The sequence below is a fragment of the Pseudomonas frederiksbergensis genome, assembly GCF_035751725.1.
GTDB classification, from domain to species: domain Bacteria; phylum Pseudomonadota; class Gammaproteobacteria; order Pseudomonadales; family Pseudomonadaceae; genus Aquipseudomonas; species Aquipseudomonas frederiksbergensis_A.
The window spans coordinates 252763-278166 of sequence record NZ_CP142104.1 but is presented as its reverse complement, the minus strand read 5'-3'; the positions used below and the strand labels follow the sequence as shown (position 1 = coordinate 278166).

Sequence of the window (25404 nt, the reverse complement as noted above, 5' to 3'; positions counted from 1 at the left end):
CTGTTTTAAGAATAAAACCGAGCAGCGCTTTTGTGGCGAGGGGATTTATCCCCGCCACAGGGACAGCAATCGTTAGCCACTCTACCCATACATCACTGACGCATCCATCGCCTTCAGTAGAGCCCAAGCCCCTCGATCCGTTACCATGCCGCTCTTATTTTGGGGATGGGCGGGGAGACGCTGGTGGAATTCGTGCTCTATCTGCTGCTCGGTGCCTGCGCCGGCGTGCTGGCCGGGCTGTTCGGCGTGGGGGGCGGGATGATCATCGTCCCGGTCCTGGTGTTCAGTTTCACCTTGCAGGGGTTCGATCCGCAGGTGTTGACGCACTTGGCCGTCGGCACGTCCCTGGCATCGATCATCTTCACGTCGGTGAATGCGGTGCGCGAGCACCATCGCAAAGGGGCCGTACGCTGGCAGATCTTTACCTGGATGACCGTCGGGATCCTCATCGGTGCAGGTTTCGGCGCGATCACCGCCGAAGCGATTTCCGGTCCGCACTTGCAGAAGATCATCGGTGTGTTCGCCATGCTCGTCGCCGCGCAACTGGCCCTGGACTTCAAGCCCAAGGCCAGCCGCACGGTACCGGGCAAGGTCGGCTTGTCCCTGGCCGGCACGGTGGTCGGCTGGGCCTCGGCGATTTTCGGCATCGGTGGTGGTTCGTTGACCGTACCCTTCCTGACCTGGCGCAGCGTACCGATGCAACAAGCGGTGGCGACTTCTTCAGCCTGCGGATTGCCCATCGCCCTGGTCAGTGCGCTAAGTTTCATGATTCTGGGCTGGCAGGATCCGCTGTTGCCGCCCCATAGTCTCGGTTTTGTGTATTTACCCGCGCTGCTGGGCATCGCCCTGACGAGCATGATTTTCGCCCGCGTCGGCGCGCGGCTGGCACATCGCTTGTCGCCGCGCTTGCTCAAGCGGCTGTTCGCCGCCTTGTTGTTCAGCGTGGGCTTGAGCTTCCTGCTCTGACACAATCCTGGCTTAATCCCGAGGTGGCAGCCTCGCCCGGGAATTTTTGACGCTCATGAGGAATATCCATGCTGCCTTACCCGCAGATCGATCCGGTTGCCCTGGCCATCGGCCCGCTGAAAATCCACTGGTACGGCCTGATGTACCTGATCGGTATCGGTGGTGCCTGGCTGCTGGCCTCGCGCCGACTCAACCGCTTCGACCCGACCTGGAACAAGGAAAAGCTCTCCGACCTGGTGTTCTGGTTGTCCATGGGCGTGATCGTCGGCGGGCGCCTGGGCTACGTGCTGTTCTACGACCTGAGCGCCTACCTGGCCAATCCGACGCTGATCTTCGAAGTCTGGAAGGGCGGCATGTCGTTCCACGGCGGGTTCATTGGTGTGATGCTGGCGGCGTTGTGGTTCGGCAAGCGTAACAACAAGTCGTTTTTCGAGCTGATGGACTTCGTCGCACCGATGGTGCCAATCGGCCTGGGTGCCGGGCGCATCGGCAACTTCATCAATGCCGAATTGTGGGGCAAGCCGACCGACGTGCCGTGGGCGATGATCTTCCCTCCCTTCAGCGACCCGGCGCAGTTGCCGCGCCACCCGTCGCAGCTTTATCAATTCGCCCTCGAAGGCGTGGCACTCTTCCTGATTCTCTGGCTGTTTTCGCGCAAGCCGCGACCCACCATGGCGGTGTCGGGCATGTTCGCGCTGTTCTACGGCATCTTCCGTTTCATCGTCGAATTCGTTCGCGTGCCGGATGCCCAGCTCGGCTATCTGGCGTGGAACTGGCTGACCATGGGCCAGGTGCTATGCCTGCCGATGATCATCGGTGGCCTGGCGCTGATCTGGCTGGCTTATCATCGTGCGCCGGCTGCGGCGGCCAAGGTTTAAAATTCTAGCCCCGGGGCACTGGCCCCGGGTTCAAGGACACAGGTAACCCATGAAGCAATATCTCGATCTGGTGGCCCACGTCATCAAGAACGGCACCAAGCAAGCCAACCGCACCGGCGTGAACACCATCAGCTTCCCCGGCGCCATGCTGCGCTATGACCTGAAGGAAGGCTTTCCCGCCATCACCACCCGCAAGATGGCCTTCAAGTCGGCCATCGGCGAGATGTGCGGCTTCCTGCGCGGCGTGAACAATGCCGCTGAGTTTCGCGCGCTGGGCTGCAAGGTCTGGGACCAGAACGCCAACGAAAACGCCCAGTGGCTGGCCAACCCGTTCCGCCAGGGCGAAGATGACCTGGGCGAGATCTACGGAGTGCAGTGGCGCAAGTGGCCGGCCTACAAGCAGATCCCGGTAGGCAACCCGGCAGCCATCGAGCAGACGCTGGCCCAGGGTTACCGGCAAATCGCCGAGGGCGAAGAAAACGGCCAAGCCTACGTGGTGTTGTACAAGGCGATCGACCAGGTTCGCCAATGCGTCGACACCATCATCAAGGACCCGGGCAGCCGGCGCATCCTGTTCCACGGTTGGAACTGCGCCCAACTCGATGAAATGGCCCTGCCGCCATGCCATCTGCTCTACCAGTTCCACCCGAATGTCGAGACCAAGGAAATCTCCCTGACTCTCTACATCCGCTCCAACGACCTGGGCCTGGGCACGCCATTCAACCTCACCGAAGGCGCTGCGCTGCTGAGCCTGATCGGTCGCCTGACCGGTTATACACCGCGCTGGTTCACCTATTTCATCGGTGATGCCCATGTCTACGAAAACCATTTGGACATGCTCAACGAACAGCTCACCCGCGAGCCGTTCCCGATGCCGAAACTGGTGATTTCCGAGCGCGTGCCGGAGTTTGCCAAGACCGGGGTGTACCAGCCTGAGTGGCTGGAACGGGTGGAGCCGAGCGACTTCTCTCTCGAAGGCTACCAGCACCATGCGCCGATGACCGCGCCGATGGCGGTCTAGAAAACACCATCATCGAGGCTGCTCGCGATAGCGTCGCCACATACAGATGGTGATGTGGCTGATCCACCGCTTTCGCGAGCAGGCTCGCTTCCACATGGGGTCTCCATGCATGCAGGGTCGGGTCAATGCCCATGGCTCCTGCCCACATGTGAATGCTCCACCTCCGGCGCCACCGCCCCGCTCACTTCCAACCGCTGCAGGATTCCACACTGATCAAGATCCGGCCCTTCGCCACAGCGATGGCGCAGGTCGATCAGTTGTGCCTGCAAGGCCAGCAGGCCATCGATGCGTGCCTTGACATGGTCGATGTGCTCGTCGATCAGCGCATTGACGCTCTCGCATTGGTCCTGGGGGCTGTCGCGCAGGGCCAGGAGGCTGCGGATTTCTTCCAGGGTCATGTCCAAGGTGCGGCAATTGCGGATGAACGTCAGCCGTTCGGCGTGGGCCTGGGTGTAGACACGGTAGTTGCCGTCACTGCGGGCCGGCTCCGGCAGCAGGCCTTCGCGTTCGTAGTAGCGGATGGTTTCGACCTGGCAGTCGGTAATTTTTGCCAGTTCTCCAATCTTCATGGTTTCACCTGCGAAATAGATGCTTGACCCTATAGTGGCTACAGGGTCTTTACTGCGCAACAGGCACTTTTAACGGACGTCACCCGATGAGCGATTCCCTTCACATCCACAAACCTGACCACGGCCATGCCCATGGGCATTCCTGCTGCGCCTCGAAAGCAGCACCCTCGGTGGTCAGCCTCGGCAAAACGCCGACGGACGGTGCGCGGCTGAGCAGTTTTCGCATCGAAGCCATGGACTGCCCCACCGAGCAGACACTGATCCAGAACAAACTCGGCAAGCTTGAAGGCGTGCAACAGCTTGAATTCAACCTGATCAACCGCGTGCTGGGCGTGACCCACGATTTGCCCAGCGATACCCCGATCATCAAGGCCATCGAGTCACTGGGCATGCAAGCGGAGCCGTTGACCGGCGGCCAGGAAAAACCCGCCCATAACTTGCCCGCCCCGGCCAAGCCCTGGTGGCCGTTGGCACTGTCCGGCGTGACGGCATTGGCAGCCGAGGTGATCCACTTCACCAGCGCCGCGCCGAATTGGATAGTCGCCCTGGTAGCACTGGTGTCGATTCTGAGCGGCGGCCTCGGCACCTACAAGAAGGGCTGGATTGCCCTGAAAAACTTAAACCTGAATATCAACGCCTTGATGAGCATCGCCGTGACCGGCGCCATATTGATCGGCCAATGGCCGGAAGCGGCGATGGTGATGTTCCTGTTTACCGTGGCCGAGCTGATCGAAGCCAAATCCCTTGATCGGGCACGCAACGCCATCAGCGGCCTGATGCAAATGGCACCGGAACAAGCCACGGTGCAACAGGCCGACGGCACCTGGCAGGTCACGGAAGTGAAGACCATTGCCCTCGGCGCCAGGGTGCGGGTTCGCCCTGGCGAAAGGGTTGGGCTGGACGGCGAGGTGGTGGCTGGACGCTCGACCATCGACCAGGCGCCGATCACGGGTGAGAGCCTGCCGGTGGAGAAAACCGTGGGCGACAAAGTTTTCGCCGGCACCATCAACCAGGCCGGTGAACTGGAATACACCGTCACCGCTGCGGCCGATCAATCGACACTGGCGCGGATCATCCACGCCGTCGAGCAGGCCCAAGGTTCCCGGGCGCCGACCCAGCGCTTCGTTGATCAATTCTCGAAAATCTACACCCCCGCGGTATTTGCCCTGGCCCTGGCCGTAGCGGTCATTGCACCGCTATTCATGGGCGCGAGTTGGTTCGACTGGATCTATCGCGCACTGGTCTTGCTGGTGGTCGCCTGCCCTTGTGCCCTGGTGATTTCCACCCCGGTAACCATCGTCAGCGGCTTGGCGGCTGCGGCGCGCAGAGGCATCTTGGTCAAGGGCGGCGTTTACCTTGAAGGTGGCCACAAGCTCGATTACCTGGCGTTGGACAAGACCGGCACGATCACCCACGGCAAGCCGATGCAGACCGATTACATGCTGCTCGATCCGACCCTGGAGACCACGGTCCCGGCGTTGGCCGTGAGCCTCGCGGTACGCTCGGACCATCCGGTATCCCGGGCGATTGCCGAGGCGGCTGTGGATAAAGAGCTGCCGCAGCAGACTGTGGATAACTTCGCGGCGCTCGCCGGGCGCGGCGTTCGTGGCGACATCGGCGGCCGGACCTATCACTTGGGTAACCACCGTCTCGTGGAAGACCTCGGCTTGTGCTCCCCTGAGCTGGAGGAAAAGCTCTTCGCCCTGGAAAAACAAGGCAAGTCCGTGGTGCTGCTGCTCGACGACACCAAGCCCTTGGCACTGTTTGCCGTGGCCGACACCGTGAAGGATTCGAGCCGCGAAGCCATTCGGCAACTGCATGAATTGGGTATCAAGACAATGATGCTGACGGGCGACAACGCCCACACCGCCGAAGCGATCGCCAAGCAGGTCGGCATGGATCAGGCCCGCGGTGACCTGTTGCCGGAGGACAAGCTGCAAGCCATCGAAAGTCTGTATGCCCAAGGCCACCGAGTGGGCATGGTCGGCGACGGCATCAACGACGCCCCGGCCCTGGCCCGCTCGGAAATCGGTTTCGCCATGGCGGCCGCCGGGACCGACACGGCCATCGAGACCGCAGATGTCGCTTTGATGGATGACGATCTGCGCAAGATCCCAGCGTTCATCCGGCTGTCGAGGCAGACCTCGAGCATCCTCAAGCAGAACATCGCCCTGGCGTTGGTTATCAAGGCGATCTTCCTGGGCGTCACTTTCGCCGGGTTCGCCACCATGTGGATGGCGGTGTTTGCCGACATGGGAGTGAGCTTACTGGTGGTGTTCAATGGGTTGCGGTTGTTGCGCAAGTGAAAGCGTTCGCTACTTGAGACCAAACACCTGACTTGTGGCGAGGGGATTTATCCCCTCGCCACAAGTCAGGTGCCTCTCTCAGTCACGCTTCGGCTCGCGGATCTTGTACCAGGCCACATACAGTGCCGGCAGGAACAGCAGCGTCAGAAGGGTGGCGACGATGATCCCGCCAATCATCGCGTAGGCCATCGGCCCCCAAAACACTTCTCGGGCAATCGGGATCATCCCCAGGCTCGCTGCGGCCGCCGTGAGCAGGATCGGTCGGCGTCGGTGTTCGGTAGCCTCCACCACCGCGTCCCAGGGCTCGTAGCCGTCACGTTCGTATTCATCGATCTGGGTCACCAAAATCACCGAGTTACGGATGATGATGCCGATCAAGGCGAGAATCCCGAGGATCGCCACGAAGCCCATGGGCGTGCCCGTCGGCACCAGCGCCAGCACGACGCCGATCAACCCGAGAGGCGCAACGCTCGCCACCAGAAACAGTTTCTGCACGCTGTGCAGCTGGATCATCAGGAAGGTCGCCATCAAGAACAGCATCAGCGGCACCACGCTGGCAATAGGACCTTGGGCCTTGCTGCTTTCCTCCACGGTGCCGCCGGTGGCGATCTTGTAGCCCACCGGCAATTTGGCGGCGAACTTGTCGATGTCCGGTTGCAGTTGCCTCACCAGGTCCGTCGGCTGGATTTCATCGCGCACGGCGGCCTTGATGGTGATGGTCGGCTTGCGGTCGCGGCGCCACACCAGCGGCTGTTCCAGCTCATAGCGCACCGTGGCGAATGCCAGCAGTGGAATCGACGTGCCGCTCGGCGTGACGATCTGCAGGTTTTGCAGGGTCTCCGGCGAACCACGCTCGGCGTCTTCGGCGCGTCCTACCACGTTGATGAGGTAGATATCGTCGTTGACCTGGGTGACGGGCGAGCCGCTGACAATACTGTTCATCAACCTGGCCACATCGTCGGAAGACAAGCCCAACTGCCGCGCCTTGTCCTGGGCGATGTCGATGCGCAGCACTTTGCCCGGCTCGTTCCAGTCGTAGATGATCTCACCGATGTGCGAGTTCTTGTCCAGTTCGGTGGCCAGCTCGATGGCGTGCTTGCGCACCTGGTCGATGTCCTTGCCGCTGACCCGATACTGGATAGGCCGACCGACCGGCGGACCCATTTCCAGCGCCTGCACGTAGCTGCCGATGCCGACGAAATCTTCCCGCAGGCGTTTCTGCAAGCGTTCGGTCAGCGCCGTGCGCGACTCCAGGCCCTTGCTGACGATCACCAGTTGCGCGTAGTAGGGGTTCTGCAGTTGTTGATCCAGTGGCAGATAGAAACGAATGGCGCCTTCGCCAATGTAGGTGCTCCAGCGTGCGATGTCCGGGTCGTCCTTGAGCGTCGCTTCCAGGCGATCGACCGCTTTGCGCGTCTCGTCCATCGAGGCGTTTTGCGGCAGGTTGAGGTCCACCAGGATCTCCGGGCGATCCGAGGACGGGAAGAACTGGTTTTGCACGAAGCGCATGCAAAACACCGCCAACGCGAACAGTAGCACCGTGATGCCGATGGCCCACCAGCGATTGCGCATTGCCCACAGCAGGCCACCGTTGAACGCCCGGCCGATTCGCCCCGGCTCGGCGCTGTGGGGTTTGATATTGGTGCTGAGGATGTGCACGCCGATCACCGGCGCAAACAGCACCGCGACGATCCATGACACCAGCATCGCCACGGCAATCACCGCGAACAAGGTGAAGGTGTATTCGCCCGCCGAACTGGCATTCAGGCCGATCGGCACGAAACCAGCCACGGTGACCAGGGTCCCGGTGAGCATCGGGAATGCGGTCGAGGTATAGGCAAACGTGGCGGCCTGTTCCTTGCTGTCGCCTTTTTCCAGGCGCGTGACCATCATTTCCACGGTGATCATCGCGTCGTCCACCAGCAGGCCAAGGGCGATGATCAGCGCCCCGAGGGAGATCCGCTGCATGGTGATGCCGCTGTACTCCATGAAGACGAATACCATCGCCAATACCAGCGGGATCGAGCAGGCCACCACCAGCCCGGCCCGGATGCCGAGGCTGATGAAACTGACCACCAGCACGATGATCACTGCCTCGAACAACGCGCTGGTGAAGCCGCCAACGGCTTCTTCCACCACTTCGGCCTGGTCCGACACGGTGTGTACGCCGACGCCCACCGGAAGGTCGGCGGTGAGTTCGTCCATGCGCGCGTGCAGGGCCTTGCCGAATTCCTGGATGTTGCCGCCCTTCTTCATCGCGATGGCCAAGCCAATCGCGGGAGTGCCGTTGAAACGGAACATCGGCGTAGCGGGATCAACGTAGCCGCGGCGGATGTCGGCGATGTCGGCCAGTCGATAGAAGCGATCGTTGAGCCGCAGGTTGACGTTGGCCAGGTCCTTTTCCGATTGGAACTGCCCCGACGTGCGCACGGAAATCCGCTCCGGACCAGCGTCGATCACCCCGGCCGGGGTCACGGCGTTCTGCGATTGCAGGCTCTGCACCACCTGGCGCTGATCGATACCCAGCGCCGCAAGCTTGCGGGTGGAGAAATTCAGGTACAGCACTTCGTCCTGTTCGCCGACCATTTCCACCTTGCCCAACCCAGGCACATCGCGGATTTCGGCGCGTACTTGCTCCACATAGTCGCGCAACTGGCGCATCGACAAGCCGTCGCCAGTGAAGGCATACACCGAGCCGTATACATCGCCGAATTCGTCGTTGAATCCAGGGCCTTGCAATCCCTCAGGGAAATCGCCGCGAATGTCGTTGATCTTCTTGCGGACCTGGTACCAGATCTCCGGGATTTCCTCGGCGCCGGTGGTATCGCGCAAATACACGAATACCGTCGACTCCCCCGGCCGGGTGTAGCTCTTCACATAATCGAGGGAGTCGAGTTCTTCGAGTTTTTTCTCGATGCGGTCCGTGACCTGCTTGAGGGTTTCTTCCTGGGTCGCGCCAGGCCAACGGGTCTGGATGACCATGGTCTTGATGGTGAACGACGGGTCTTCCTCGCGGCCCAGGTTCATGTAGGAGAACACGCCCATCAGCAGCGCGACGAACATCAGGTACCAAACGAATGACTGATGCCGCAGGGCCCATTCCGATAAGTTGAAAGGCCCTTTCATCGTGCGTCCTCGTCGAGTTTCACTTTTTGCCCCGGCTGGAGACTGTTCACGCCTGCGCTGACCACGCGGTCGCCGGGCTTGATCCCGTCGGCCACCAACACCGAGCCGTCCGATCGTTCGAGCACCTGTACGTCCCGCGGCGAAACTGTCTGGTCGTGCGGGTTGATCAGCCAGATCCGCGTCTTGCCATCGACCTCTTGCAACGCACTGAGCGGCAATTCGATGCGCGGTTCGATGGCTGAGCTCAGGGTCACGCTGATGGCCGTGCCCAGGCGAAAGCCCGGCGGCGTGTCAGTCAGGGTCAGGCGTGCGCGGCGCGTGCGGGTGGCGCTCTGCGCCTGGGGCTCGATCTCGCGCACGATGGCCGTGGTGCGGGTCGCCGGGTCCAGTTGCGCGGCGACCTCGAACACCACATCCTCGGGCAAGCGCTCGGCCAACCCGGCGGGCAGGTCGATCACCGCTTCCTTGACGTCCGGGCGGGCCAGCGTCACCACTTGCTGGCCGGCGGTCACCACTTGCCCGGCCTCGGCATTCCAGGCCGTGACGACGGCGTCATGATCGGTGTGCAGTTCGCTGTAGTTGAGCTGGTCGCGGGCCTGCTCCACCGAGGCCCGGGCCTGCTCCAGGGATGCTGCGGTGGTTTTCAGGTCGGTCTGGGCGATGTCCAGTTGCGCCTGGGCGCCGACGCCACGGTCGAATAGTTGTTGCTGGCGGCGGGCGTTGGCCTGGGCATTGATGTACTGCGCCTCGATCCGCGCAAGGTCGCCCTGGGCTGCGCGCAGTTGGTTCTGCTGGTCAGTAGGGTCGAGGGTCGCGAGCAAGTCGCCCTTCTTCACCTCGGCGCCGACGTCGACGTTGCGACTGGCGATACGGCCTGGCACGCGGAACCCCACGTTGGTCTCGTAGCGGGCCTGGATATTCCCGGCGAAGCGTCCCAGCGCCTGTTGGTCAAGAGCCCGGACCTCGATGGACAACACCGGCCGTACCGGCTCCGGCGGCGCTTCTTCCTTCGAGCAGGCGGCCAGCAGCAGGCCGGCCGAGACCATCCACAAGCGCTTCATGGCTGGGCTCCTGTCGGGGCTTTGTCGTTTTTGTTTTCGGCGATCTCGACGCGCACGCCAGGATGGAGCAATTGCCCGCCGGCAACGATGATCTTCTCGCCGCCCTTGAGCCCGTCACTGATGATGACCTTGCCGGTCAAGTAGCGCCCAACCGTGACCGTATGCAATTGTGCCTTGCCCTCGCCGTCCACCAGCCACACGGCCGGCTCGCTGAGGTTCTTGGTCAGTGCCGACCAGGGCAATTCCACGGCGGTCTTTCCAGCGGATTTGGCGGTGGCGCTGACCACCGACCCCAGGCGCATGCCTTCGGGCAGATCGTTGAGCGTGACCTTGACCTGCACGGTGCCAGTCTCGGCGGACACCGCCGGGGTGATCTCGCGCACCGTACCGGTGGTCTGGATGGCCGGGTTGTCCAGCAGGCTGATGGTAATTGCCGGGTCGGATGGCGGTTCACGCAGGAGGGATTCATAGATATTGAACACCGCGTCACGCTCACCGTCCCGGGCGAGGGTAAAGATCGGCTCCGTGGCTTGGACGACTTGGCCGACTTCGGCCTGGCGCGCCGTGATGATACCGGGCGCCTCGGCGATCAGCGCCGTATAGCTCAGCTGTTCGCGGGCATTGGCCAGTTGTGCCTGGGCCGCCGTCAGCGCGCTCTGGCTACTGCGCAATTGCGCCTGGGCCGCGTCGTATTCGCTCTGGCTGGTGTAGCCCTTGGGCAACAGCTTCTGCTGGCGTACGAAGGCTGCCGCGCTCTGCTTGACCCGCGCCTGCTCGGCGGCGACCTGGGCTTCGGCGGAGTCGACGTTGGTCTGCAAGTCGCGCGGATCGAGCCGGGCCAGCACTTGCCGGGCCGAGACCCGGTCACCGACATCGACCTTGCGCTCGATGATCTTGCCGCTCACGCGAAACGAGAGGTCGGCCTGAACCCGCGCCTGGACATCGCCTGTCAGTGTTACCGAAGCCGCGTATTCGCTGGGCATGGCTTGCTGTATGAACACCCGAGGCAAGGCTTTTTCCTCGGGTTTCTTCTCACCGCATCCCGTCAACAACGCACACACGCCCAAGCCAACAATCAATTTGATTCCGGGACCAGCCATGCAGACTCCTTTGCGTTGTACCGACGTACCAGTGACGATACGACTCTGAGCTTAGAACAGGGTTCACCGAATGCACGGCAATCGGGCAGACTTGTTAATCAGGCCCACGCAAAGGAGTTATGCATGCTCAAGACATTGGCGGTGGCCAACTATCGATCCATCAATAAATTGGTCATTCCGTTGGGTCGGCTGAACCTGATCACCGGCCCTAACGGCAGCGGCAAATCCAATCTATATCGGGCGCTGCGCCTGCTGGCGGAGACGGCCCAGGGCGGAGTGGTAAACGCCCTGGCCCGCGAGGGCGGGTTGGACTCGACCTTCTGGGCCGGACCGGAAGAAATCAGCCGGCGCATGCGCAACGGCGAGGTGCCGGTGCAGGCGATCGTGCGCCAAGGCACCAAGCGCCTGCGCCTGGGATTTGCCGGTGAAGACTTCAGCTATTCGATTGCCCTCGGCTTGCCGGCCCCCAGTCGCTCGGCGTTTTCCCTGGACCCGGAAATCAAGCGCGAGTGCATCTGGGCCGGCCCGGTGTTTCGACCGGCGAGCCTGCTGGTGGACCGCAACGGGCCGATGGTTCGTGCCCGTGATGGCCGTTCCTGGGATGTCCTGTCCCAGCACACGCCGACCTTCGACAGCTTGTTCGACCAGGTCGGCAGCCTGCGCGCTTCGCCGGAGGTCCTGCAAATGCGCGAGTTCATTCGCCGCTGGCGCTTCTACGATCACTTTCGCAGCGACGCCGACGCCCCGGTGCGCCAACCGCAACTGGGCACGCGTACGCCGGTGTTGCATCACGATGGGCGCGATTTGGCCGCGGCCCTGCAGACCATTCTCGAAATAGGCGATGTCGAAGCGTTGCATGCCGCCATTGGCGACGCGTTCCCCGGCGCCCGACTGCACATCGAAAAGTTGCAGGGCGGACGTTTCGCCATCGCGTTCCAGCAACATGGCCTGCTGCGACCGCTGACTGCCGCAGAACTGTCGGACGGGACCCTGCGCTACCTGTTGCTGGTGGCTGCCCTGCTCACACCGCGACCGCCATCATTGATGGTGCTCAACGAACCGGAAACCAGCCTGCACCCCGACCTGCTGCCAGCCCTGGCGCGCTTGATCATCCGCGCTTCAGCCGCTTGCCAGGTCTGGGTCGTATCCCATGCCTCGCGCTTGATTGCCGCACTGGAGCAGGACGAGCACTGCAACTGCATCGTGTTGGAAAAAGATTTCGGGCAGACCGGGATCGTCGGGCAGCGGGCATTGGATGAGCCAGCGTGGCATTGGCCGGACTAGCGCCCTCGCCACAGGTGAGCATTGTTGCGCACAAAAAAACGCCGACGCTGTATTAGCCGCCGGCGTTTGGAACCGTGAAAAGATCTACCGCGTCAATCAGAATGCCGGCAGTACCGCGCCGCTGTACTTCTTCTCGATGAACGCCTTCACTTCCGGGCTGGTCAGGGCCTTGGCCAGTTTCTGCATGGCCGGGCTGTCCTTGTTGTCCGGACGGGCGACCAGGAAGTTAACGTAAGGCGAATCCGAACCTTCGATCACCAGGGCGTCCTTGGCCGGATTCAGACCTGCTTCCAACGCGTAGTTGGTGTTGATCATGTCCAGGTCCACCTGATCCAGCACGCGCGGCAGCATGGCCGATTCCAGCTCCTTGAACTTGAAGTTCTTCGGGTTCTCGGCGATGTCTTTCGGCGTTGCCAAGGCGTTTTTCGGGTCCTTGAGTTTGATCAGGCCAGCCTTCTGCAGCAGGATCAGGGCACGGCCGCTGTTGCTGCCTTCGTTAGGGATGGCGATGGTTGCGCCGTCCTTCAGCTCAGCGAGGCTTTTGACCTTCTTCGAATAGCCGCCAAACGGTTCGACGTGCACGCCGATGACCGTTACCAGGTTGGTGCCTTTACCTTCGTTGAAGCTCTTGAGGTAAGGCAGGGTCTGGAAGTAGTTGGCATCCAGGCGCTTCTGGTCAACCTGTACGTTGGGTTGCACATAGTCGGTGAACACCTTGATCTGCAGGTCCACGCCCTCTTTGGCGAGGGCCGGTTTGATCAACTCGAGGATTTCGGCGTGGGGCACCGGGGTCGCGGCGACGACCAGTTTTTCCGCGGCTTGGGCCAGGCCCGAGGTCAGGGCTGCCGCCAATGCGGTGAACAACAGAACCTTTTTCATGCAGTGTCCTTATCGAAAATCACGGTCGTCATCGACGACGGCCAAAGTAGAGTGCCAGCGAAGTGCTATCGCTGGCGTGATGCGGAAGATACCGACATTTTTTATGCCTTAACAATATCTTTTATTCAAGTTCATATTCATTTTACTCATATAGCCAAACCGCACCCGGAGCGGGTTCGCACTACAGCGTTTGGCTCCATCGATCGAGCAGCGCCTTGAGGGCCAGGCGCTCGGGGCCAGAGCCCTTGGCGACGACCTGCGCCACCTGCCGGTCGATCAGCTCCAGCGTCGATGGCTGGGACGACAGGTTCAGATGCTCCGGCAAAATCTCATCCCCGGTACTCACCAATAATGCGAAATGGATGACGTTCTCCAATTCGCGGGTATTGCCCGGCCAGCTGTGCCGCTCCAGCGCATGCTGCGCCGCTTCGCCGATCAGCGGCACAGCCAGGCCCAGGCGTTGGCTATAGATGCCGAGGAAGTATTCCGCCAGAGGCAGGATATCGCCCACCCGTTCGCGCAGGGCCGATAACTCGAGCTGGCCCTCACTCAGATATTGATAGAGCCGATCATGGAATTTCCCGGCCGCCACCGCTTGCGCCAGGTCGATGCTGGTGGCCGCGACCAGGCGCACATCCACCGGACTCGGTTGGTGGGCACCGACACGAGTGACTTCGTGATTTTCCAGGGCCGCCAACAACCGCGTCTGGATCGGCAGCGGCAAGTCGCCAATCTCATCCAGGTAAAGCGTGCCGCCGTTGGCCGAGCCGAACCACCCCGCCCGGCTGCTGGCCGAACCGCTATGGCTGCCAGCGGCGTAGCCAAACAACTCGGCATCGGCGTAAGTGGGGCTGATGGCACCGCAATTGACCGAAACGAACAAGCCACTCCGATTGCTCTCGCGATGGATATGCCGGGCGAGCAGCTCCTTGCCGGTGCCGGTTTCGCCGCGAATCAACACCGAGACCGAGCGTGGCGCCAATTGCTCCAGTTCCTGGCGCAGCCGCCGCGAACGTGGGTCGACGAACACCAGCGCCTTGGCGCGGATGCTCAGGGGGCTTTTTTCCGCATCGGGAAAGGTCAGCAACGACTGACCAAAGGTTTCATGCAAAGTCATGACAGGCTCCCGCCCCAAACCGCCGGGAGACGGAGGGCGCTAAAAATTCAGGCGCGACGCAGGGCGTGATGCTCCATGCGGTTTTGCAGGCGATAGAGATAAGCGAAACCCTGTTCCCATCGCTGGTGCCCGGACTTCACGTTGATATGTCCCGCGCCTGCCAGGATTCCCGCCTCGGCTCCCCAGTTGCGTGCCAGTTCCAGCGCACGCGGGGCACTGACGGCCGCATCGTTGTCGGAGCTGACCACTTGGCTGGGGAATGGCAGCAGGTCCGTGGGAATCGGCGCGAAGTTGCGCAGCGCCGGAGCGCAGGCAGGCCGCTCCACGTCAGCCGGCGCCACCAGCAACGCGCCGCGCACCTGTCGCAGGAGCTGCACCGGCGCGGTAGCGGCCCAATGGGCAACCGTGATGCACCCCAGGCTGTGGGCGATGAGAATGACCGGTGTGCTGTCGGCGGCAATCGCTTCGGCCAGCGCGGCGACCCAATCTTCGCGGCGCGGGGTCAGCCAGTCCGCTTGTTCGACCCGGGCGCTATTGGGCAAGCTCGCCTGCCAGTGGGTTTGCCAATGATTTTGCGGCGATCCTTGCCAGCCCGGCACGATCAGGTAGCGAATCGATTCGTTGCGCATGGGGTGCTCTCCTGCGTGTCTGTTCCGGGACGAGTATAAGGAGGAGCGTTATATTATTTAAGGAATAAGAAGCTATTTGTTAATGCTTAAAACGAATAAAGGAATCTCTCTGTGGAAGTCACCCACATCCCGGCCACTCGCTGCGGCCCTTGCGCAACAACACATCCAGCTGATCCACCACCACCGCCCAGTCGGCATCTTCGAGAATTTCATCGCGCAACAATTGCCGTTGGCCCTCGCTCCAGAAGAACGCGTCGGCCAGATGCAGCCCAGGCTTGAGCGGCGAGTGGCTGGCGATGAACTGGTCGATGCTGAGGGCGTCGTCGGGCAGGCCGAGTTGTTTGAATAACGCGGGAAGCTTATGGACTGGGGGTTCCATGTGTGGCTCCTGGAGATGAAGAGGTGGCAGGGCGTTATTTGCAGTCTAGCCTTTCAATGAGCAAGCACGACCCTCGCCACAAGAATGACTGCGCAGCCACTCCAATGATTGGTAAGGCGTTTGCGCCCAATACCTGACCCGCTCAAACAACAATGGCGAAGCCTCTCGACGCTTGTCTTCGCTATCACCGGCAAACGCCTGCGCCGGCTGCTTGGCATGCCGGCCCACTGCGGCAAATGCGTGCCTGCGCTGTGCTGGGTCCAACTGGAAAAATGCCGCCAACCTACCCGCCATCGCCTCGGGAAGCTCGCTGTAGTTGACCGCCACTCCGCCCCCGGCCCGGCAGTGTTCCAAGCCCGCCTGCAACAGTCGTCCCAGCCGTCGCGCAACGAAGTCTTCGCGGCCGCTAAATGGCAATGCGTCGTCGAGCACACTGGCCCCGATCAACCCCGGCACCATGTGCATGCCAGGGCGGCGCAGATGTGAAACGGCAATTTCCAGGGGGTCGCGGTATACGAACAGCCAAGGCGTATCGGGAAAGCACTCACGCAGCAGCGCCAATTCACCGATGTTCCACGCGTCGAGCTTGATCACCAGGCGTCGCTCCTCGCCTCGACGGCGCTGCCCATAGGCCGACATCAGCCCCTTGAGCGCCGCGTGCCGTTCGGCGGGCGGCAAGTCACTGCGCAGCAGCGTATCCAGGGGTGGCGGCTCGGAAATGACGATGTGGTCGTCCAATTGGGCAAGCATTTGGCTGATCAGTGTCGAGCCACATCGTGAGGCGTGGAAGATGAAGGCGCTAGGCGTCAGGCCCGGGCTACATTGCTGCCATTGGCCCAAGGCACTCAAGGGCGTCTGGCGGCGGAACACCAGGTTGAAGGGCAGGCGCAGCGCTTCTTCCACGGCATCGCCGAAGAATGGCTGCGACAGTTGCCGATCGCCGAACCAGCACCAATCGACACGCCACTCGCCCACCTGCTGCCATACGCGGATCGGCAACCAGCCGTGCAGATTCAGGCTTTCCACTGCTCACTCCATTGTCGGCGACCGTGGCGCATGGCGGCGCGCAACTCTTCCCGGGTGAAATGGAGCCCTTGTGCCGCACCCAGCTCCAGCGCGGTTTCAATGAAAACGTCCAGGTCGTGCAGCCCTTGCAGCGCCTGGGCAAGGTGGTGATCGGCTTCCACACGCTGTTGAAAACGGGCCAGATCGCTTTGCCCGACGACCGCTTCGGGTGTGGAACGCAGCCCATCGGCAATCTGCTGGGCCAACCACGGCTCGGGACGACAATCGAGCACCAGATGAACCCGCGCCTGGTCGCCATGGTTAGCGACGCGGTGGGGACGCGCCAAGTCGAGAAACCAGCATTCCCCCACCCGCATCGGAATGATTTGCCCATCCAGCCAAAACTCCACGCCAGGCGAGCTGAGCAGCGGCACGTGCAGGCGCACGTCGGCGTCCGGACCGCCGAGGTCATAGTCGCGATGCTCATGGATGCGACCACCGGGCCCCAACCGCAGCAGACGGGCCGAGACGATATCCAAGGGCCAATCACCCAACGCATCCTGCCAGCGACCATCCTCTGACCAGGGCGCGCGGTGCTGGGGCTGGCCGCGCCCGGGCGACAGTTCGGTCAGGGCATCGGCCGCCGAAATCAGCGCCACGCCACTCCAGTCACCGCTGTGATAGGCCGTGTTGAAGTGCCCTTGCCAACGATCTTCTTCGACGGCTGCCAGCGCCTGCAACAGCAACGGTAGGTTGACCGTGACGGGCAGCCGGGAAAACGCCGCAAGCGCCATCCCCGGCGCTCCGTTATTGTGCCACCGGCGGCTTCGGCACCGTGATGTCACCCTGGGCCCAGGCCGCCTCGCGGTTCGCCAACGCCGTGGCAATCGACTGCACCTGGGTCGATTGCACTTCGTTCGGCAACGGGTCGAGGCCGGCGCTGGCGAAGATCTGCCCGTAGGCGTTGCGCAGGTCAGCGTAGGCGAGGTCCCGTCGCAGGTCCGCCTGCAGGGTGTTCAGCTCGCCCTGGATCAGGTCCAGTTCGCCGATGCCTGCAGCCTGATGACGACTGCGCAGTTGACCGACGATTTGCCCGTCGATATCCGACAGTTCCTGGCTGGTCTTGAACTGGCGCAAGGCTTCGCGGTAGTTGGCATTGGCGACGTACAGCTGCGCCAGCACGGCGATCGACATCGCCTGACGCCGCGCCGCCGCGACTTCTTCACCGGCCTTGGCCACGTCGATGGCCGCCGGGGCGGAGATGACATTGAACAGGTTCCAGGTGACTTTGACGCCATAGTCGGCCCAGCCCTGCTCCACCAGGAACGAGTTGCTGTCATAGTGCCCGCCAGCGGAGAACTCCAGCCCCGGCAACAGGCGCAACATGGCCTTGCGGGTTTCGGCGGCGGTGATGCGGGTCTGGTAATCCTGTTCGCGCAGTTCCGGCCGGCTGGCCAGGGCTTCCTGTTCAAGGCGAGCCAGGTCGACCTTGAGCTCCGGGATGGCATATTCATCCTGGGTCGCCAGGGTCAGCTCGGTGCCCAGGGGCAGGTTGATCAGGGTCGCCAGTTCGGTCTTGGCCAAGGACAACGCCCGGCGCTGCTCTTCCAACTGGCGGGTGGCCTGGATCAGCGAACGCTGGTAACCCAAGGCCTGCACCGCATCACCGATGCGCTGCTCGCTCATGCTCTGGCTATTTCCGCGTGCAGCCTCGACCCGAGCCATGAGGCTGTCGATCTGCTTGAGCAAACGCTCGGCGGCCATGGCTCGCCAGTACGCTGAACGGACGTCCTGGACGATCGTGTTGATCACCTTGCGCCGACGCTCTTGCACGATCAGCCGCTGGTCGCCGGCCTGCTTGGCGCTGATGTAGCTGACCCCGAAATCGAGCACGTTCCAGACCATGGTCAGGTCCGCCACTTCACGGTCGCGGTCCTGGGATGTCGACGGTTCCAGGGACTGGGTACCAGTCTCCACGCTCTGGCTGCTGGAGGCGCTGACGTTGTTGCGCCCCACGTAACCGGCATCGAGGGCCATGCGCGGCAGCATGTCGAAGCTGGCCAGGTCCAGCTGACGCTTGGCCAAGGCCTCCTCCATGATTTTCAGGCGGCCTTCGAGGTTGTACTTCACCGCCCGGGCCATGGCCTGGTGCAACGTCAGCGGACCGCTGAGGGGCTCCTGGTCCTTGTACATGTTTTGCAGGTCGGTCTTGGCTCGATGCTCGCTGGTGCTTCGATCGATCGGCTCGCTGGTGACCGCACAACCACTGACCACCAACGCCAGCAAACTCATACTGAATAACTTCTGACTTCTATTCATCCCTGGATTGCCCCTGGCTGCCGTATTTTTTATGGAATTCTCAAGCCAGCGCTTGGCTGGTGCCGGCCTGTTTCAAAGCCATTGCCAGGCTATCCACCTGACGTTGTTCTGTGTCCTTGAGTTGCTGCAGTTGCTGGCCCAAGGTCGGTGCGCCAAATACCCCGCGCATGCCTTGGGACGCTTCGCCGCCCTTGATCGACTGGTTGTCGAAGGCATCCAGCGATTCGCCTTCCGAACCCGCGTCCTGGTTGAACAAACCGGAAATCGTGCTGCTGCCGAACACACCGCCGTCGCCCCCGCCAAAGCCCAGGAACCCCTGGCCCGAGCCGTCCCCGGCGGCGTCGCTGCTGAACACCTGGGCGATATAGCTGGGTGCCAACTCGCCACGGTTGATGAAAATGCTGCCGATGGGGTCAAGCCCACCGACATCACGCTGCTCGAACAGCGGCGGGAAGCCAAGGGGCGAGCCCAGATTGCCCGTTGGCGGCATGAAAACGATCGGTTGCAGCGGCACCTCGGACGGCGGGATGACCGTCACCGGGTCCGATGTCAGGAACTCCGGTGGTGGCTTCACATCGTTGGGCACCACGGTATCGATCGCGTAATTGTTGGACACCGCCACGCCTGACCCGGCGTTGCCCGACAAGTCACTGACGTTGCTGCTATCCAGGGCAATGAAATTGCTCGGGTCGGTGAGATTTGCCGCAGGGGTGAAGGTCGCGGTCCAGGTCCTGCCGCCGTCGCTGCTGGTCAGGTTGCTCAAATCGCCGTTGGTGACGCTCAGGTCCGACAGGTCGAAATCCGTCACCGCCTCGGTGAACGTGAAAGTCACCAGGGTCGTCTGGCCCACGCCCAGGTTGGGATTGGCGACGACGATGGTCGCGGTCGGCCGGGTGGCGTCGAGGGCATAGTTGGCGGAGATGGCGATGCCCACGCCAGCGTTGCCGGCGCTGTCTTGCACATTGCTGGCGTCGAGCAGGATCAGGTTGGTGGCATCGTTGATCCCCGCGGTCGGCGTCAGGGTCGCGGTCCAGGTCAGGCCTGCGTCGCTGCTGGCAAGGTTGGACAGCACGCCATTGGCGACACTGAGGTCCGACAGGTCGAAACCGGACACCGCCTCGGTGAAGCTGATGGTCACCGTGGTGGTCTGGCCGATGCCCAGGGTGGTGTCGCCTACCACGATGGTGGCACCCGGACGCACGGTGTCGATCGCATAATTGTTGGAGTCGACGACGCCGACACCGGTGTTGCCGGAAACGTTGGATACGCCAGTGGTGTCCAGGCTGATCAGGTTACTGGTGTCGGTGACGTTGCTTGCCGGGGTAAACGTTGCCGTCCAGGTGACGCCGCCGTCCGTCGAAGACACATTGCTCAATGTCCCGTTGCTGACGGTCAGGTCGCTGTTGTCGAAACCGCTCACCGCTTCGGAGAAGGTAATCGTCACCAGCGACGTTTCACCCACGCTCAGCGCTGTATCGGCGACGACGACAGTGGCGGTCGGCACGCGAGTCTCGACCGCGTAATTGGCCGAATCGGTGGTGCCCGTACCGGTGTTTCCGGCCGCATCGCTCACACCCGTGTTGTCGAGAATGATCAGGTTGGTGGTGTCGCTCACGCCCAGCGTCGGGGTGAACGTGGCGGTCCAGGTCAGGCCGCCGTCGCTGCTGCTCACGGCGCTCAAGGTGCCGTTGGCAACACTCAGGTCATCGTTGCTGAAGCCGGTCACGGCCTCGCTGAAGGTGATGGTCACCTGGGCGGTTTCGCCCGGTCTCAACGATGAATCGCTCAGCACCACGGTGGCGGTTGGACGCTGGGTATCAAGCGCGTAATTGTTGGAGTCGGCCGTACCGACATTGACATTGCCCGCCAGATCGATGATGCCGCCGCTGTTGAGCGAGATCACGTTACTGCTGTCGTTGACCCCGTTGGTCGGGGTAAAGGTCGCGGTCCAGGTGATACCGCCGTCGCTGCTGCTCAGCCCCGAGATCACGCCGTTGGCAACCGTCAGGTCAGCACTGGTGAACGCGGTCACGGCCTCGCTGAAGGTGATGGTCACCAGCGACGTCTCACCCGCGCCGATGGCCGTGTCGGCCACTACGATGGTCGCCGTTGGACGCACCGTATCCACTACATAGTTGTTGGAATCAGTAGTGCCAACTCCCGCATTGCCCGCAGCGTTGATCAAGCCGGTATTGTCCAGGGTGATCACGTTGCTGGTATCGGAAATGCTCGCGCTCGGCGTGAACGTGGCCGTCCAGGTGACGCCGCCGTCGGTGCTGCTCATGGTACTGAGCGTACCGTTGCTGACGGTCAGGTCCGCATTGTCGAAGCCGCTGACCGCCGAGTTGAATGTCACAGTGACCAACGACGTCTCGCCGATGCTCAAGGTGGCGTCGGCAATCACGATGGTCGCCGTCGGCACGTTGGTGTCGACCTGGTAGTTGTTGGAGTTGGTGGTGCCGGTACCGGTGTTGCCTGCCGCATCGCTGACGCCGGTGTTGTTCAAGACGATGACGTTGGACGTATCGCTGACTCCGAGGGCTGGAGTGAAGGTGGCCGTCCAGGTGATGCCGCCATCACTGCTGCTGACCGCACTCAGCGTACCGTTGGCGATGCTCAGGTCCGAATTGTCAAAGCCACTGACCGCCTCGGAGAAGGTGATCGTCACCAGCGAGGTTTCGCCGACGCTCAGCGCCGTGTCGGCGACCACGATGGTGGCGGTCGGACGCTGGGTGTCGACGGCATAGTTGTTGGAGTCGGTGGTACCGCTGCCGGTGTTGCCCGCGCCATCCACCACGCCCGTGTTATTGAGCGTGATCAGGTTGGTGGCATCGCTGACGCCCGCACTCGGCGTGAACGTCGCCGTGTAAGTGATGTTGTCGCTGGTGCTCAGGCCACTCAGGCTGCCGTTGGCAACGGTCATGTCGGCCAGGGTGAAGCCGGTCACCGCTTCGCTGAAGGTAATGGTCACCACCGAGGTTTCGCCGGCACCGACAGTCGGATCGGCGACCACCACGATGGCGGTCGGACGCGCCGTGTCGATGGCGTAGTTGTTGGAATCGGTGGTGCCGCTGCCAGCGTTGCCCGCTGCGTCGCTCACGCCGGTGTTATCCAGGGTGATGAGGTTGCTGGCGTCGCTGGTGCTGGCACTTGGCGTGAGCGTGCCGGTCCAGGTAATGCCACCGTCGCCGCTGCTCAGGCCGGTAACCGTGCCGTTGGCGACCGTCAGGTCGGCGGCGGTAAAACCTGTCACTGCTTCGTTGAAAGTGATGGTCACCAGGGAGGTTTCGCCGACGCTCAGGGAGGTGTCGGCTACAACGATGCTAGCGGTGGGCCGCTGCGTGTCGACCGCGTAGTTGTTGGAGCTGGTCGTGCCGCTGCCATTGTTCCCTGCCGCATCGGCCACGCCGGTATTGGCCAGGATGATCAGGTTTGTGGCATCGCTGACGCTGGCGCTCGGGGTAAGCGTTGCGGTCCAGGTGATGCCGCCGTCGCTGCTGCTCAGCCCGCTCAAGGAGCCGTTGGCAACGGTCAGGTCGGCCAGGGTGAAGCCCGTGACGGCTTCGCTGAAAGTGATCGTCACCAGCGAGGTTTCACCGATGTTCAACGCATTATCGGCCACCACGATGGTGGCGGTCGGACGCTGGGTATCGACGGCGTAGTTGTTCGAGTCGGTGGTGCCAACGCCAGCGTTGCCGGCCAGGTCGGCAACGCCAGTGTTGTTCAGGGTGATGATGTTGGTGGTGTCGGCAATGTTGCTGGCTGCCGTCAGCGTACCGGTCCAGGTGATGCCGCCGTCGCCACTGGTCAAGGTGCCGACGCTGCCGTTCTGCACCGTCAGGTCCGCCGCGGTCAGGCCCGTCACGGCTTCGGAGAAGGTGATAGTCACCGTCGACGTGCCGCCGGAGTTCAGGTTGGTATTGGCCACCACGACGGTCGCGGTGGGTGGCGTCTCGTCCGGCACATAGTTGGTGTTGATGGTGCCGCCATCGCCGTAGACGTTGGCCACCGACGCTGGCGAAACGCCCGCGCTGCCGGCACTGGTTCCACCCACACCGCTGCCGCCGACGTTGCCGGCCAGGGCGGCGAAGTTGGCGGCGGTGATCAGGATCGAGCCTTTGTTCCAGATGGCGCCGACACCGACGCCGCCCGCACCACCCGCCTGGTAATAGCTACCCCCGGCACCGCCGCCGCCACCACCACCGCCGGCACCGACGTTGTTGGAGATGACCGAGTTGCCGATGATCCGCAGGGTCGCGCCGGTATCGTTGTAGATACCACCGACCGCACCGCCACCGGCGCCGCCGATGTCGTTATAGCCGTCGCCACCGCCACCACCGCCAATGGACAAGCCGCCGCTGGAGGCCGTGCCACCGGCCGAACCGGTGCTGTAGCCCGGATACGCCGCACCACCCGCGCCCCCCGTGGTGGAGCCGCCACGCCCGCCAATGTTGAAGAAGCCGCCGCCCGCGCCGCCCTGCCCGGCCGTGCCGTTGGAACCTGTTGAGTTGAGCGTGTCGCCGCCCTTGCCACCGGTACCACCCGTGATCGCACCACCGCCACCGCCGCCGCCACCGGCGTACTGCGGTGTCACACCGCCGCCGCCACCGCCGCCCGAAGCAGCGTTCGCGGTCACCGTGACGTTGCGCAGGGTCAAGGTGCCGGCGTTGTAGATACCGCCACCCTGGGATACCAGTGCGTCGTCGCCACCGTTACCACCGTTGCCCGCCACCATGCCCCGGGTGATCACCAGGCCATCGAGGGTGGCCGTGGTGCCGGACGTCACTTGCATGATCTGGGTGCGGTACTGGCCGTCGAGGGTCACGTCGGCGACGTTGTCGTTATTGAGGTCGCCATCGATGGTGATGTTCTTGTCGACCACCAGCACCTGGGTCAGGGAGACGGTCATGGTGCTATTGAACGTGACGATGTCGCCGTTCTGTGCCGAGCTCAGGGCAGCGCGCAAAGAACCGATACCCGAATTGAGGTTGTTGGTGGCGGTCCAGGTGGCCAGGCCCCACTGGTACTCGCTCATGGCATTGGCCGAGAGCACGTTGGCGCTTTCGATGGTGCCGGTGGCGATTTCCAGGTCCCAGTCGCCGCCCAGGCCGGTGCGGTCGTCGGACGCCGCCACGTCGCGGCCGGTGAGCTGCGCCAACGAGTTGACCAGGCTCAAGCCGCGGTCGCCTTCGGCGGTATAGCAGCCGTAGATCAGGATGTCGCCGCCGGCGTTCATGTCCTGGCCAATCTGCGCCAGGACTTCGCTGCGGGCCTGGACGTTATCCGCCGACAGATAACTGTTGCCCAACCACAAATCACCGGCGTTGCCGTGGGCGATGATCTGTACCGAGCTGACGCCCTGGTGGCTGTCCAGATAATCGGCAATCTGCTGCAGGCCGTCTTTGGTGGCGTCCAGCTGCACCACCTCGGTACCGGGGGCGACGCCTTGCAGCAGGCTGCCAGCGTCCTTGACTCGAGAGTCGACAAACACCACGGATTTGCCCGGCACGGCAGCCTCGGTGGCGTCGGCCTGGCCTTGGGGCGCATGGGTGTCGGCCGGCTGGTCCGCCGTGGGCGTCTTGGCCGCCTCGGCAGTCGGTTGCGCGTCCGATTGCGCCGCATCGGCCACGGTGGCCGCCACCGCGCCGTCGAAGAGCATTCGCGGCTCCAGGGACATGATCATTGGCGATGCCAGGGCTTGCGCGCCCTCGGTTACCCGCGATTTGCGTTTGCTCCACCACATGACGATCACCCGGACTCGAACTTCTTCAACACGCCAATGAAAAAAACCGCGATCAGCTGACCGCGGCGTCGGTTTTCATACGAATGACATTGGCCGCGCTGGCAGCGCCATCGCGCCAGAACGACAACTCGGCATACTTTTCGAACAGATCCGGCGGCAACAAGGTCCGCCGGGCTTGGGGCGCGACCTTGGGCTTGACCTTGTGCAGGCCGGCGACGCCCAACGCCTGGTCAAAGGCTGGCGCGTCGTAGGTCAAATGATTGAAATCATGCTCGAACCAGGGTTCGCCGATGAACTCGTACACCAGCCGCATGACGCGCTCGGGCGCCTGGCTCAACAAGTCGTAGTCGACGATCAACAGCGACTCGGCATTCTCGCCGTAGTAGGCCTCTTTCAGCGCGGTCCAGGCGAAGCCCACCAGGCGATTGCGCTGGGCCAGGGTTTCGCAACGGCTGTAGACGGTATTGCGCTCATCATCGTCGTTGAAAAGCTTGGTATTTTCGAACGGGTTGGCACGGTAAAGCCGTTCCAGGCTGTCAAGGATCCAGGCGACGTTGCGCACGCAAGCGATGGTCTTGGCTTGGGGAAACAGGTCCTGCAGGGCAGGCAGGCGCGCGCACCATTGGCGGTTTGTATCGAAGATGACGGGTTTATCGGCTTTGTCGGCGTAGTAGGAATCGAAGAGGCCACGCAAGAGGCGGCGGCGCAGGTCGGTGTCGATCACCGAGCCGAACTCGCTGCCGGCGCTGCATTGCTGCAGGACGCTGCTGAACAGCGTGCCGACGGGACTGGTCATGCCGGCATGGAAGCGCGGGTTCTGCAACAAAATGGCAGAAAGCAGGGTCGAGCCTGAGCGCGGTAAACCGGAAATAAAGTGAAACTGCGGCAATCCCTTCACCTTGTTTGTAGTCCTTTTGTACCGCCAAGCGTAGCCGAGGAAACAATCTTCGCCTAGTAGTACTTTGATATCAAACTCACCCCAAACCGTAAAAAAGATGGACGGTAGAGACGCTCGGGGAACC

The 25404-nt window shown here is 62.6% G+C and carries 18 protein-coding genes; 5 read left to right on the top strand and 13 right to left on the bottom strand.

The window, feature by feature from the left end; all coding sequences use genetic code 11:
- Positions 1-183: 183 nt before the first annotated feature.
- The 3 genes from VQ575_RS01230 (at position 184) to VQ575_RS01220 (ending at position 2865) form a co-directional block, all read left to right on the top strand.
- Positions 184-966, top strand: coding sequence for a sulfite exporter TauE/SafE family protein (locus VQ575_RS01230; protein ID WP_039592742.1), 783 nt, complete (start codon positions 184-186; stop codon positions 964-966).
- 68 nt (positions 967-1034) lie between these two features.
- Positions 1035-1844, top strand: coding sequence for a prolipoprotein diacylglyceryl transferase (lgt, locus tag VQ575_RS01225; RefSeq protein WP_039592606.1), 810 nt, complete (start codon positions 1035-1037; stop codon positions 1842-1844).
- 49 nt (positions 1845-1893) lie between these two features.
- Complete coding sequence (locus VQ575_RS01220) at positions 1894-2865, top strand: thymidylate synthase (protein ID WP_045154785.1); 972 nt, start codon at positions 1894-1896, stop codon at positions 2863-2865.
- Positions 2866-2987: 122 nt separating this feature from the next.
- On the opposite strand, the gene cadR is transcribed toward VQ575_RS01220, so the two are convergent.
- A complete protein-coding gene (gene cadR, locus VQ575_RS01215; protein ID WP_039592604.1) occupies positions 2988-3434 on the bottom strand; it encodes a Cd(II)/Pb(II)-responsive transcriptional regulator in 447 nt (148 codons plus the stop codon).
- An 86-nt stretch (positions 3435-3520) separates the two neighbouring features.
- On the opposite strand from cadR, the gene VQ575_RS01210 reads away from it, so the two are divergent.
- Entirely contained in the window at positions 3521-5740 is a 2220-nt protein-coding gene (locus VQ575_RS01210; protein ID WP_198726844.1) for a heavy metal translocating P-type ATPase, read from the top strand.
- Positions 5741-5818: 78 nt separating this feature from the next.
- On the opposite strand, the gene VQ575_RS01205 is transcribed toward VQ575_RS01210, so the two are convergent.
- From VQ575_RS01205 to VQ575_RS01195, 3 genes are read right to left on the bottom strand one after another with little or no spacing between them, the layout of a single operon-like run.
- A complete protein-coding gene (locus VQ575_RS01205; RefSeq protein WP_045154783.1) occupies positions 5819-8866 on the bottom strand; it encodes an efflux RND transporter permease subunit in 3048 nt (1015 codons plus the stop codon).
- Positions 8863-9927, bottom strand: coding sequence for an efflux RND transporter periplasmic adaptor subunit (locus VQ575_RS01200; protein WP_039592601.1), 1065 nt, complete (start codon positions 9925-9927; stop codon positions 8863-8865). The genes VQ575_RS01205 and VQ575_RS01200 overlap by 4 nt, the downstream gene beginning before the upstream one ends.
- Positions 9924-11027 (bottom strand): efflux RND transporter periplasmic adaptor subunit, encoded by a 1104-nt coding sequence (locus VQ575_RS01195; protein WP_045154782.1) that lies wholly within the window; start codon positions 11025-11027, stop codon positions 9924-9926. Before VQ575_RS01195 ends, VQ575_RS01200 begins: the two co-directional genes overlap by 4 nt.
- A 123-nt stretch (positions 11028-11150) precedes the next feature.
- Here VQ575_RS01195 and VQ575_RS01190 point away from each other — a divergent pair, with 123 nt between their 5' ends.
- A complete protein-coding gene (locus tag VQ575_RS01190) occupies positions 11151-12311 on the top strand; it encodes an AAA family ATPase (RefSeq protein WP_039592599.1) in 1161 nt (386 codons plus the stop codon).
- Positions 12312-12407: 96 nt separating this feature from the next.
- Here the strand turns inward: VQ575_RS01190 and VQ575_RS01185 are convergent, their stop codons facing one another.
- The 9 genes from VQ575_RS01185 to VQ575_RS01145 all read right to left on the bottom strand — a co-directional run bounded on the left by VQ575_RS01185 (position 12408) and on the right by VQ575_RS01145 (position 25280).
- Entirely contained in the window at positions 12408-13190 is a 783-nt protein-coding gene (locus VQ575_RS01185) for a MetQ/NlpA family ABC transporter substrate-binding protein (RefSeq protein ID WP_039592598.1), read from the bottom strand.
- A gap of 181 nt (positions 13191-13371) precedes the next feature.
- Positions 13372-14307 carry a sigma 54-interacting transcriptional regulator gene (locus tag VQ575_RS01180; RefSeq protein ID WP_325918898.1) on the bottom strand — a complete coding sequence of 312 codons (936 nt, stop codon included), beginning with the start codon at positions 14305-14307 and terminating at the stop codon, positions 13372-13374.
- A 47-nt stretch (positions 14308-14354) separates the two neighbouring features.
- Complete coding sequence (locus VQ575_RS01175) at positions 14355-14936, bottom strand: alpha/beta hydrolase (RefSeq protein WP_039592596.1); 582 nt, start codon at positions 14934-14936, stop codon at positions 14355-14357.
- A 118-nt stretch (positions 14937-15054) separates the two neighbouring features.
- A complete protein-coding gene (locus tag VQ575_RS01170) occupies positions 15055-15315 on the bottom strand; it encodes a DUF2789 domain-containing protein (protein ID WP_039592595.1) in 261 nt (86 codons plus the stop codon).
- A gap of 45 nt (positions 15316-15360) precedes the next feature.
- Positions 15361-16341: a sulfotransferase family protein gene (locus VQ575_RS01165; RefSeq protein WP_045154780.1), complete on the bottom strand. Its 981-nt coding sequence runs from the start codon at positions 16339-16341 to the stop codon at positions 15361-15363.
- Positions 16329-17114 carry an aspartyl/asparaginyl beta-hydroxylase domain-containing protein gene (locus VQ575_RS01160; protein WP_045154779.1) on the bottom strand — a complete coding sequence of 262 codons (786 nt, stop codon included), beginning with the start codon at positions 17112-17114 and terminating at the stop codon, positions 16329-16331. Before VQ575_RS01160 ends, VQ575_RS01165 begins: the two co-directional genes overlap by 13 nt.
- A 13-nt stretch (positions 17115-17127) precedes the next feature.
- Positions 17128-18639 carry a TolC family protein gene (locus VQ575_RS01155; RefSeq protein WP_325918896.1) on the bottom strand — a complete coding sequence of 504 codons (1512 nt, stop codon included), beginning with the start codon at positions 18637-18639 and terminating at the stop codon, positions 17128-17130.
- Positions 18640-18679: 40 nt separating this feature from the next.
- The gene (locus VQ575_RS01150) at positions 18680-24382 is read right to left on the bottom strand and encodes an Ig-like domain-containing protein (protein ID WP_325918894.1); all 5703 of its coding nucleotides are present in this window, start codon (positions 24380-24382) and stop codon (positions 18680-18682) included.
- A gap of 52 nt (positions 24383-24434) precedes the next feature.
- Positions 24435-25280, bottom strand: a complete 846-nt coding sequence (locus VQ575_RS01145; protein ID WP_039592590.1) for a sulfotransferase family protein — start codon at positions 25278-25280, stop codon at positions 24435-24437.
- Between the last annotated feature and the right edge of the window lie 124 nt (positions 25281-25404).

Bases quoted from the DNA above. Each gene is read 5' to 3' on its own strand.
- lgt (WP_039592606.1), top strand. From the start codon at position 1,035: ATGCTGCCTTACCCGCAGATCGATCCGGTTGCCCTGGCCATCGGCCCG.
- VQ575_RS01180 (WP_325918898.1), bottom strand. From the start codon at position 14,307: ATGACTTTGCATGAAACCTTTGGTCAGTCGTTGCTGACCTTTCCCGAT.
- VQ575_RS01190 (WP_039592599.1), top strand. From the start codon at position 11,151: ATGCTCAAGACATTGGCGGTGGCCAACTATCGATCCATCAATAAATTG.
- VQ575_RS01210 (WP_198726844.1), top strand. From the start codon at position 3,521: ATGAGCGATTCCCTTCACATCCACAAACCTGACCACGGCCATGCCCAT.
- VQ575_RS01195 (WP_045154782.1), bottom strand. From the start codon at position 11,027: ATGGCTGGTCCCGGAATCAAATTGATTGTTGGCTTGGGCGTGTGTGCG.
- VQ575_RS01175 (WP_039592596.1), bottom strand. From the start codon at position 14,936: ATGCGCAACGAATCGATTCGCTACCTGATCGTGCCGGGCTGGCAAGGA.
- VQ575_RS01220 (WP_045154785.1), top strand. From the start codon at position 1,894: ATGAAGCAATATCTCGATCTGGTGGCCCACGTCATCAAGAACGGCACC.
- VQ575_RS01155 (WP_325918896.1), bottom strand. From the start codon at position 18,639: ATGAATAGAAGTCAGAAGTTATTCAGTATGAGTTTGCTGGCGTTGGTG.
- cadR (WP_039592604.1), bottom strand. From the start codon at position 3,434: ATGAAGATTGGAGAACTGGCAAAAATTACCGACTGCCAGGTCGAAACC.
- VQ575_RS01185 (WP_039592598.1), bottom strand. From the start codon at position 13,190: ATGAAAAAGGTTCTGTTGTTCACCGCATTGGCGGCAGCCCTGACCTCG.
- VQ575_RS01200 (WP_039592601.1), bottom strand. From the start codon at position 9,927: ATGAAGCGCTTGTGGATGGTCTCGGCCGGCCTGCTGCTGGCCGCCTGC.
- VQ575_RS01150 (WP_325918894.1), bottom strand. From the start codon at position 24,382: ATGTGGTGGAGCAAACGCAAATCGCGGGTAACCGAGGGCGCGCAAGCC.
- VQ575_RS01205 (WP_045154783.1), bottom strand. From the start codon at position 8,866: ATGAAAGGGCCTTTCAACTTATCGGAATGGGCCCTGCGGCATCAGTCA.
- VQ575_RS01160 (WP_045154779.1), bottom strand. From the start codon at position 17,114: ATGGCGCTTGCGGCGTTTTCCCGGCTGCCCGTCACGGTCAACCTACCG.
- VQ575_RS01170 (WP_039592595.1), bottom strand. From the start codon at position 15,315: ATGGAACCCCCAGTCCATAAGCTTCCCGCGTTATTCAAACAACTCGGC.